The sequence below is a fragment of the Mesorhizobium sp. M7A.F.Ca.ET.027.02.1.1 genome, assembly GCF_004022985.1.
Lineage (GTDB): Bacteria > Pseudomonadota > Alphaproteobacteria > Rhizobiales > Rhizobiaceae > Mesorhizobium.
Genome location: NZ_RZOL01000255.1, coordinates 1 through 8,814, shown reverse-complemented (window position 1 = coordinate 8,814; position 8,814 = coordinate 1). Strand labels below are relative to the sequence as shown.

Here is an 8,814-nt window from a genome sequence, read left to right as displayed (position 1 = left end):
CCTGCCGCGAAGCCAGCCCTTTTTGCGAACACAGCCATATCATCGGCTCGCGCAGCACGCCGACCTCGTCCAACGCCGCTGCCTGGCGCATAACGATCGCCAGATCGAGGCCGCCAGACTGCAGCGCCTGCGCCAGTTCGGCGGAGCGGCCGACCCGCAATTCGATCCTGACGCGTGGATGGCTGCCGGCGAAGGCACGCAGCAGGTCCGGCAGGCCGCTGTCGGCGAAATCCTGTGTCGTGCCGATGGCGACGCGTCCGGCAGCGCGCGCCCCCTTGAGCGCCAGCCAGGCCTCGCGATGGGTGGCAAGGATTCGCCTGGCATGGCCGACGAGGTCTTCGCCTGCAGGGGTCAAGCCGCGCCCTCGCCCTTGCGGCGCCAGCAGCGGCTCGCCGAGGATTTCCTCCAGCCGCTGCATCTGGGTGGTCACCGCCGAGGGCGAACGGCCGATGCTTGCAGCCGCCTGGGCCAGTGAGCCGCTGTCGACGAAAGCGAGGAAGGTTCGGAGGAGATCGGGATCGAGCGTTTCCATACTTCTATGTTATCGAATCTTCAATTAAAAACAATTCGATTTTTTTGATCTAAAGTTGGTGGCATGGCTGTTTCAACGGCAATCGGACGCCGCTCAAGCCAAGGAGAAGAAAAATGCCCATCATCAACATCAGCGTCACCGGCAAGCCCGACGCGGCTCTTTCAGCCAGCATCGCAAAGGAGGCCACCGAAATCACCGCGACGCAGCTGCGCAAGGACCCGACGATCACGGCAGTTGCCGTGTCCTATGTCGATCCGCAGCACTGGTTCGCCGGCGGCAAGTCGCTGGCCGAGCACGGCACCAGCACGTTCTGGCTTGATATCAAGGTGGTCGACGGCACCAACACCAAGCTTGAGCTGGAGGCCTATCTGAAGGCGATCTTCGCGGCCTTCGGCCGTCTGCTGGGCGGCGTGCACGAGGAGAGCTACGCCTTCGTACATGAAGTGCCGGCAGCCGCTTACGGCTATGGCGGCAAGACGCAGGAATTTCGTTTCATCAGTGGACGGCTGCAGGCGGCATGACAAGCAGCTTCCCGCACCAAGGGAAGCAAAAGCTCCGCATTGACCTTGCTCCCACATCGTCTAGGTTCTGGCCGAAGCGGCCGCAAAAGAGCCGAGATGCTAAGAATGTTGGGAGAGACGCGGCATGGTCCTGACACTGGCGCTGCTTGCGGGTCTTGTTCTGGCCTGGCTGCTGATCGGCGTGGTGGAAAAATTCCGCCTCGGCCTGCGCTTTACCCAGGCGCTGCTCTATGTGCCGTTCAAGCTCGCCTACCGGATCGCCGACAGCCGTATCAGGATCGCCCGCAAGGCGCAGACTCCAGTCATCTACGTCATCTCGCATCAATCGCGCTTCGAACCGGCGCTGATGCTGTCGCTGCTGCCGGAAGACACACTGCACATACTCGACGAGGCCTCGGCGCGCTCGCCGTGGCTTGAACCTTGGCGCGAGCTTGGCCGTACCATCGCTTTCAACGCCGAACATCTCTTCGTCAGCCGCCGGCTGGTGCGGGTGCTGAGGGGCAAGGGCCGGCTCGCCGTCTATCTGCCGGATGCGGTCGAGCCTGACGTCAAGACGTTTCGGTTGTTTCGTGCCGTCACCCGCATCGCCATGCAGGCCGATGCCAAGATCGTGCCGATCTTCGTCGGCGGCGCGCGCGGCCTGCCGGTATCGCTGACACCCGCGGACAAGGCGCCACGACACTGGTTTCCGCAGCTGTCGATCAGCGTGCTGGAGCCGATGACCATCGCCGAACTGGTGGCGCGGAACCCCGATCAGGCCTCGAACACCAACGCGCTGTTCGACCGTGTCGCCGAGGCGCGGCTCTTCGGCACCAACCTCGATCGTGGCCTGTTCCTGGCCATGCGCGATGCCGCCGACCGCGTCGGCGCTTCGCATACCATCATCGACGACGTGATCTCCGGGGCGCTGAGCTACCGCAAGCTGTTCATCGGCGCCCGCGTCCTGGGCAGGCGCTTTGAGGCGGTGACGGCTCCGGGCGAGGCGGTCGGCGTGATGCTGCCCAATGCCAACGGCGTCGTGCTGTCGCTCACCGGCCTTCTGTCGGCCGGCCGGGTGGCGGCGATGATCAACTATACGGCCGGACCGGCGAGCGTCACCGCGGCCGTGCGCACGGCGGTGATAAGGACCGTGATTTCCTCCCGCGCCTTCGTCGAGAAGGCCGATCTGGCCGATATCGTCGCGGCGGTCGAAAAAGGCGGCGCCAAGCTGCTGTGGCTGGAGGATGTGCGGGAGAGCGTTACCGCGCTGGACAAGCTTGCCGCCGCTCTGCTGTGGCGCTGGCCGCTGCAGCGGCAGGATGCGGCGAAGCCGGCCGTGATTCTGTTTACCTCGGGCTCGGAAGGCACGCCGAAGGCGGTCGTGCTGTCGCACAAGAACCTGTACGCTAACGCCATGCAGGCCGAGGCGCGGATCACCATCTCGCCGGCCGACATCCTGCTCAACGTGCTGCCGGTGTTCCACTCCTTCGGCCTGACGGGCGGCACCATCCTGCCGCTGGTCACCGGGGTAAAGCTGTTCCTCTACCCCTCGCCGCTGCACTACAAGATCATCCCCGAGGTTGCGCGCAAGGTGAAACCGACCATCATGTTCGGCACCGACACGTTCCTCGCCAACTACGCGCGCACCGCCAAGGACGGCGATTTTTCCAGCCTTCGCTTCGTCGTCGCCGGCGCCGAGGCGGTGAAGCCGGAAACCCGCCGCGTCTATCGCGAACGCTTCCAGGCCGAGATCATCGAAGGGTTCGGACTGACAGAGGCGGCACCGGTGGTTGCCGTCAACACGGCAATCCATGGCCGCGACGGCACGGTCGGGCGGCTGCTGCCGGCCATGCGCATGAAGCTGGAGCCGGTCGAGGGCATCTCCGACGCCGGCCAATTGTGGCTCGACGGACCGAACCTGATGATGGGCTACATGACGTCGGACCGCCCAGGTGAGTTGCAGCCGCTGACCGGCTGGCACGATACCGGCGACATCGTCGCCGTCGACCGCGAGGGCTTCATCACCATTCGCGGCCGCGCCAAGCGCTTCGCCAAGATCGCCGGCGAGATGGTGTCGCTGGGGGCGGTCGAGATGCTGGTGCAGTCGCTGTGGCCGGAGGAGCGCCACGCGGCTGTGGCGGTGCCGGACAAGAGACGCGGCGAGCGCATCGTGCTGGTCACTACCGCCGACGATGCCAATCCCGACGAGCTGCGCAAATTCGGCAAACAGGCGGGCGCAGCCGAACTGATGGTGCCGAACGACATCGTCAAGGTGGAGGAAATCCCGGTGCTGGGTTCCGGCAAGACCGACTATGTGTCGACGAGGAAATTGGCGATCGACAGGCTGGGGCTCGGCGTCGCGGCCTGAGTCAGATCAAGCACTTCTGCGAATTTTCTAACCTATATCGGAGGGCGGCACTTTCTCGCCCTCGCGCTTGGCGCGCTTCGAATAGGCGCGCACGCTGAATGGCAGGAAGATCAGGTAGCCGGCGACCGAGGCGGTCAGCGTGCACCAAGGATAGGTCATCAGCAGGAGCACGTAGAGTACGACACCGAGGATGATCGGCAACACCCTGTCGCCCGGGATCCTTAGGCTTTTGCCGGAATAGACCGGCAGCCGGCTGACCAGCAGGAAGGCGACCAGGATGGTGAAGCCGGTGGCGACGAAGGCGGCGGGGCGACTGGGCTCCAGCCCTGTGCGCAGGAAATAGAGATAGAGCGGCAGCATCACCAGCACGGCGCCCGCCGGCGCCGGCACGCCGACGAAATATTCGGACTGCCATATGGGGCGATCGCCCTTCTCGTCGTCGAGCACGTTGAAACGGGCGAGGCGCAACCCGCAGGCGATGGCGAACAGCAGTGCCGCGATCCAGCCCGGCGAGCCGGCGCGGTCGAGCAGGAAGGCATAGAGCACCAGAGCCGGGGCAACGCCGAAATTGACGATGTCGGCCAGCGAATCCATCTGAGCGCCGAATTTGGAGGTCGCCTTCAACATCCGCGCCAGGCGGCCGTCGATGCCATCGAGGAAGGCGGCAAGCAGCACCATCACCACCGCCGGCTCGAAGCGGCCTTCGAAGCCGAAGCGGATGCCGGACAGGCCGGCGCAGATGGCGAGCACGGTGACCAGATTGGGCAGCACCATGCGCATCGGGATTTCGCGGATGCGCGGACCGCCGCTGGCATGGGCCTCGAACTTTTTGTATTGCGTGCCCACCGGTCAGGAAACCCGAACAAGAGGCGTGCCGGCAACACCGCCGAATTCAGCCAGCACGGTTTCGCCGCCAACCGCCGTCTGGCCGACGGCAACGCGCGGCGTGGCGGTCAGGGGCAGGAACACATCGACACGCGAGCCGAAGCGGATCAGGCCAAAACGCTCGCCAGTGCCGATTGAGCCGCCGGGCTCGGCCCAGCAGACGATGCGGCGCGCCACCAGGCCGGCGATCTGGACGGCCGCGACCGTGCCGTTGGGGCTCTCGATGACCAGGCCGTTGCGCTCGTTCTCGGTGCTTGCCTTGTCGAGTTCGGCATTGAGGAATTTGCCCGGCCGGTGCTCGATTTTCGCAATACGGCCGCGCACCGGGGCGCGGTTCACGTGGCAGGAGAAGACGTTCATGAACACCGAGATCCGGGTCATCTCTGCATTGCCGAGGCCGAGTTCGCGCGGCGGCACGGCGGGTCCGACCGCCGAGATGATGCCGTCGGCGGGGCTGACCACCAGGCGGTCATCGACCGGCGTGACGCGCTCGGGATCGCGGAAGAAATAGACGCACCAAGCCGTCAGGATCAGACCGATCCAGAACAGGATCGAGGAGAAATAGCCGAGGAAAAGCGTCGCCGCGCCAAAGGCCGCGATGAAGGGATAGCCTTCGCGATGGATCGGTACGAATGCGTTCTTGACCGTATCGACAAGGCTCATCTGCTAAAAACAGGCTCCGTTTCCAAGTCCGGCCTCAATAGCCGAAAGCCCCCCTCGCCGCAACGCAACAATAGGGAAGGCCGTATTGGGTGCGCCGGCAGGGGTCGCGATCCGCTTGCCCGGTCAGTATCGTTGTCGGCAGAATTCGGGATACCGACGGTTCAAGGCGCGGGAAAAGGTTGCCCGTCCATGATCCCAAATCCCAAGACGTTCTGAAGCCCGCACCGGCCAGGTGTTCAGCGTCGAAGCGCCGGCACCTGGCATCGGTTGGCCGTAACGGCTTTTCTAAAGCCCCGGAACCCGCTGATAGTTGGCGATGTCGGCGCGCACGCCGAGCCGGGCGATCATCTCGTGCGGGTTGAAAGCGATGCGCTCGTGCGCGGCCTTGACGATCGGCACGACGTTGTCGATGGCTGCCTGGCTTTCCCATTCGACGATGGTGACGAGGTTGAATTCGCCCGGCCCGGAGAATTGCTCGAGCAGGAAGTCCTGGACGAAGCCCTGTTGCAGGCGCAGCAATTCATGCGTTGTCCTGACCTTGGCGAGTATCTCCTCGCGGGCGGCGGCAGGCACAACGAATTTGTCCACCCTGAACACGCTGCCCCCGTCAACAGTCTGATTTGTCTCGCTCATTCGATTGCTCCGTTCTTGATTCACGCTAGTTGGTGGGCTCCAAGAACGGCCTACGATCTCAACTTAAGTTGAGGTCAAGCGGAAATTTTTCTCTTTTCCCCTCGTGGGAGAAGGAAACGGTGTCAATTCACCTCGGACGTCCGCCGGCGAACGACGACGCCAAGCTCGTCGCCCTCGCGGGCGATGCGTAGGCGCTCCTCGGCCTCGGTCGCCTCGCGCTGGCGGTCCCACATCGAGGCATAGAGGCCATGCTTGCGCATCAGCTCGGCATGGGTGCCGCGCTCGGCGATCTGGCCGTCCTGCAGCACGATGATCTCATCGGCCGTGATGACCGTCGACAGGCGGTGGGCGATGACGATGGTGGTGCGGCCACGGCTGACCAGATCGAGCGCGGCCTGGATCTCCTGCTCGGTGTGACTGTCGAGCGCCGAGGTCGCTTCGTCGAGCATCAGGATCGGCGGCGCCTTCAGGATGGTGCGGGCGATCGCCACGCGCTGCTTTTCGCCGCCCGAAAGCTTCAGCCCGCGTTCGCCGACCATCGACTTGTAGCCGTCAGGCAATCGCTCGATGAACGGACCGATCTGGGCTAGTTCAGCGGCTTTCTGCATGTCCTCCTCGCTGGCTCCGATGCGGCCGTAGCGGATGTTGTAGGCGATGGTGTCGTTGAACAGCACGGTGTCCTGCGGCACCATGCCGATCGCGCCACGCAGGCTCTCCTGCGTCACGTCCCTGATATCCTGGCCGTCGATCAGCACCTGGCCGGACTGAACGTCGTAAAAGCGGAACAGAAGCCGCGAGATGGTCGACTTGCCGGCACCCGAAGGCCCGACAATGGCGACGGTCTTGCCGGCCGGCACCTCGAAGCTGATGCCCTTCAGGATCTTGCGGTTCGGGTCATAGGAAAAATGCACGTCGCGGAACTCGACCTTGCCGGCGCTCACGGCGAGCGGCCTGGCATCCGGCTTGTCGACGATCTCCTGCGGCACATCCAGAAGGTCGAACATCTGCTCGATGTCGGTCAGCCCCTGGCGGATTTCGCGGTAGATGAAGCCGATGAAATTGAGCGGCACCGACAGCTGCATCAGCATGGCGTTGATGAAGACGAAGTCACCGACCGTCTGCGTGCCGGCCTGCACTTCAAGCGCCGACATGCACATGACGATGACGGTGCCGAGGCCGAAGATGATGCCCTGGCCGAAATTCAGCCAGCCGAGCGAGGTCCAGATGCGCGTCGCGGCGACCTCGTAGCGTGCCATGGAGCGGTCGAAGCGCTCGGCTTCCATGCTTTCGTTGTTGAAATATTTGACCGTCTCGTAATTGAGCAGCGAGTCGATCGCCTTGGTGTTGGCGTCGGTGTCGCTGTCGTTCATGTCGCGGCGGATCGAGATGCGCCAGTCGCTGGCGCGCACCGTGAACCAGACATAGACCCAGACGGTGACCGCGACGACGACCACATATTTCCAGCCATAGGTGTAGGCGAAGATGCCGGTGGTCAGCGCGAATTCGAGGATGGTCGGCGCGGTGTTGAGCATGATGAAGCGCACGATCGTCTCGATACCCTTGGTGCCGCGCTCGATTATGCGCGACAGGCCGCCGGTGCGGCGCTCCAAGTGGAAGCGCAGCGATAGTTGGTGCATGTGGACGAAGGTGCGGAAGGCGAGCTGGCGCACCGCGTATTGGCCGACGCGTGCAAACAGCGCGTCGCGCAGCTGATTGAAGCCAAGCTGCACCAGACGCACGACATTGTAGGCGACGACCAGCATGACCGGCGCCAGCAGAAATGTCGGCAGCGGTGGCACCGATTTGGAGTCGCCGGCCAGCGCGTCCGTTGCCCATTTGAAGAAATAGGGACCGGCGACCAGCGTCAGCTTGGCGACGACGAGCAACAGCGTCGCCCAGGTGACCCGGGCTCTCAGATCGGCGCGATCCGCCGGCCACATATAGGGCCACAAATTGAGCAGCGTCTTGAAGGTCAAAGAGTCGGAGACGGTTTTTTCGGCCATTTTTGGCGCCTTCTTCTTATTTTCAGCGGCCGGAGCAGCAGGAATTGACGAGGGCGGCCACCGATGCAGAAACATCGGCGAGCGCGGCACGGTCGATCGCATAGCGCGAACGCTGGCGATCGGGCTCGAAGCGAACCAGCCCGGCTTCGACCAGTATTTTCAGATGTTGTGACACGGTGGACTGCGCCAGATCGAACCGATCGACGACTTCGCGGCAGTAGCAGGAGTTGCTTGCGGACAAGTATTTCAGGATTTCGATCCGAGCCGGGTGCGAAAGTGCTGCCAGCCGGGTGGCAACGGCTCGGCTGTCCGGGGTGCAGCCAGGTGCGTTTGTTTCCATAAGGGATTCAGTCATCGTCCATCGGCGATAGACGATGAGCAGGTCTGCGGCAAGCTACCCCGATGGGCAGAGCGACCTAATCTCCCCCCTTGAGGGGGAGATGTCACCAAAGGTGACAGAGGGGGTCGGTGCGTCCTGACGCGACGTCGTTTGGAGAAAAGAGAAGGTCGGCGCTTCACGCGCGACGACCCCTCTGGCCTGCCACCTCCCCCTCAAGGAGGGAGATTGGCCAATCGCCAACCCTACTGCGTCTTGGCCGGCGCTGTCGTTGCCTGCTCGCCCATCGCCTTGAGGTCGGCGGCTTCGCCTTCCTTCGACTTTTCCGGGACCTTGAACACCTGCCCCGGCCAGATGCGGTCGGGATCGCTGATCTGGTCTTGGTTGGCGAGGTAGATGGTCGAGAAGCGCACGCCATGGCCATAGACGCGCCGCGAGATCCGCCACAGCGTGTCGTTGCGGCGGATGATGACGGCGCCGTCGGCATGTTCAAGCTTGGGCGCCACGGTCTCGGGCACGTCGCTCGGCGGCGTCGCCTCCGCCACAACGGCCGGAGCCTCGGTGGCGGGAGCAGGCGTGGTGGCCGGAGCCGTCTCGGCCGCGGCCGGCGCCTCGGCGGCGGCAGGTGCGGCCGGCTTGGGCTGAACGGGCTTCGGCGCCGAGGGTGCCACGGCGGCGACCGCTTCGCCCGGCTCGCGCTCGAACGGCACGGCTGCGCGGGCCACAACTGTCACACCGTCGGTATCGAGGCCGTCGACACGTATTGTGTAGCTGCCGACCGGAATGTCGCGCGTCGCCTCGACCAGAAAATGACCATCCGTCGACGTTTGCGCATCACCGAGCAGGATGTCGTTGGCATAGGCGCGCACCTTGCGGCCGGCATCGGCGAGACC

The 8,814-nt window shown here is 64.1% G+C and carries 9 protein-coding genes; 2 read left to right on the top strand and 7 right to left on the bottom strand.

Annotation, left to right across the window (positions count from 1 at the left end):
* Positions 1–532, bottom strand: a 532-nt coding sequence (locus EN749_RS24035) for a LysR family transcriptional regulator (RefSeq protein WP_128364110.1), incomplete at its 3' end; no start/stop codon positions are given.
* 113 nt (positions 533–645) lie between these two features.
* Between EN749_RS24035 and EN749_RS24030 the strand changes: the two genes are divergently transcribed.
* Both EN749_RS24030 and EN749_RS24025 read left to right on the top strand, forming a co-directional pair.
* Positions 646–1,053: a 4-oxalocrotonate tautomerase family protein gene (locus EN749_RS24030; protein WP_127398975.1), complete on the top strand. Its 408-nt coding sequence runs from the start codon at positions 646–648 to the stop codon at positions 1,051–1,053.
* Between the two features lie 124 nt (positions 1,054–1,177).
* Entirely contained in the window at positions 1,178–3,400 is a 2,223-nt protein-coding gene (locus tag EN749_RS24025) for an AMP-binding protein (protein ID WP_128364109.1), read from the top strand.
* A gap of 27 nt (positions 3,401–3,427) precedes the next feature.
* Here EN749_RS24025 and EN749_RS24020 read toward each other — a convergent pair whose 3' ends face one another.
* The 6 genes from EN749_RS24020 to EN749_RS23995 form a co-directional block, all read right to left on the bottom strand.
* Positions 3,428–4,174 carry a phosphatidylcholine/phosphatidylserine synthase gene (locus EN749_RS24020; protein WP_245491490.1) on the bottom strand — a complete coding sequence of 249 codons (747 nt, stop codon included), beginning with the start codon at positions 4,172–4,174 and terminating at the stop codon, positions 3,428–3,430.
* 75 nt (positions 4,175–4,249) lie between these two features.
* Positions 4,250–4,948 carry a phosphatidylserine decarboxylase gene (locus EN749_RS24015; protein WP_128364107.1) on the bottom strand — a complete coding sequence of 233 codons (699 nt, stop codon included), beginning with the start codon at positions 4,946–4,948 and terminating at the stop codon, positions 4,250–4,252.
* A gap of 285 nt (positions 4,949–5,233) precedes the next feature.
* Positions 5,234–5,581, bottom strand: a complete 348-nt coding sequence (locus EN749_RS24010; protein WP_128364106.1) for an antibiotic biosynthesis monooxygenase — start codon at positions 5,579–5,581, stop codon at positions 5,234–5,236.
* Between the two features lie 122 nt (positions 5,582–5,703).
* Entirely contained in the window at positions 5,704–7,584 is a 1,881-nt protein-coding gene (locus tag EN749_RS24005) for an ABC transporter ATP-binding protein/permease (RefSeq protein WP_128364105.1), read from the bottom strand.
* 22 nt (positions 7,585–7,606) lie between these two features.
* The gene (locus EN749_RS24000) at positions 7,607–7,939 is read right to left on the bottom strand and encodes a metalloregulator ArsR/SmtB family transcription factor (RefSeq protein ID WP_127323175.1); all 333 of its coding nucleotides are present in this window, start codon (positions 7,937–7,939) and stop codon (positions 7,607–7,609) included.
* Between the two features lie 227 nt (positions 7,940–8,166).
* On the bottom strand, positions 8,167–8,814 hold a 648-nt coding region (locus EN749_RS23995), incomplete at its 5' end, for a LysM peptidoglycan-binding domain-containing protein (protein WP_145990983.1).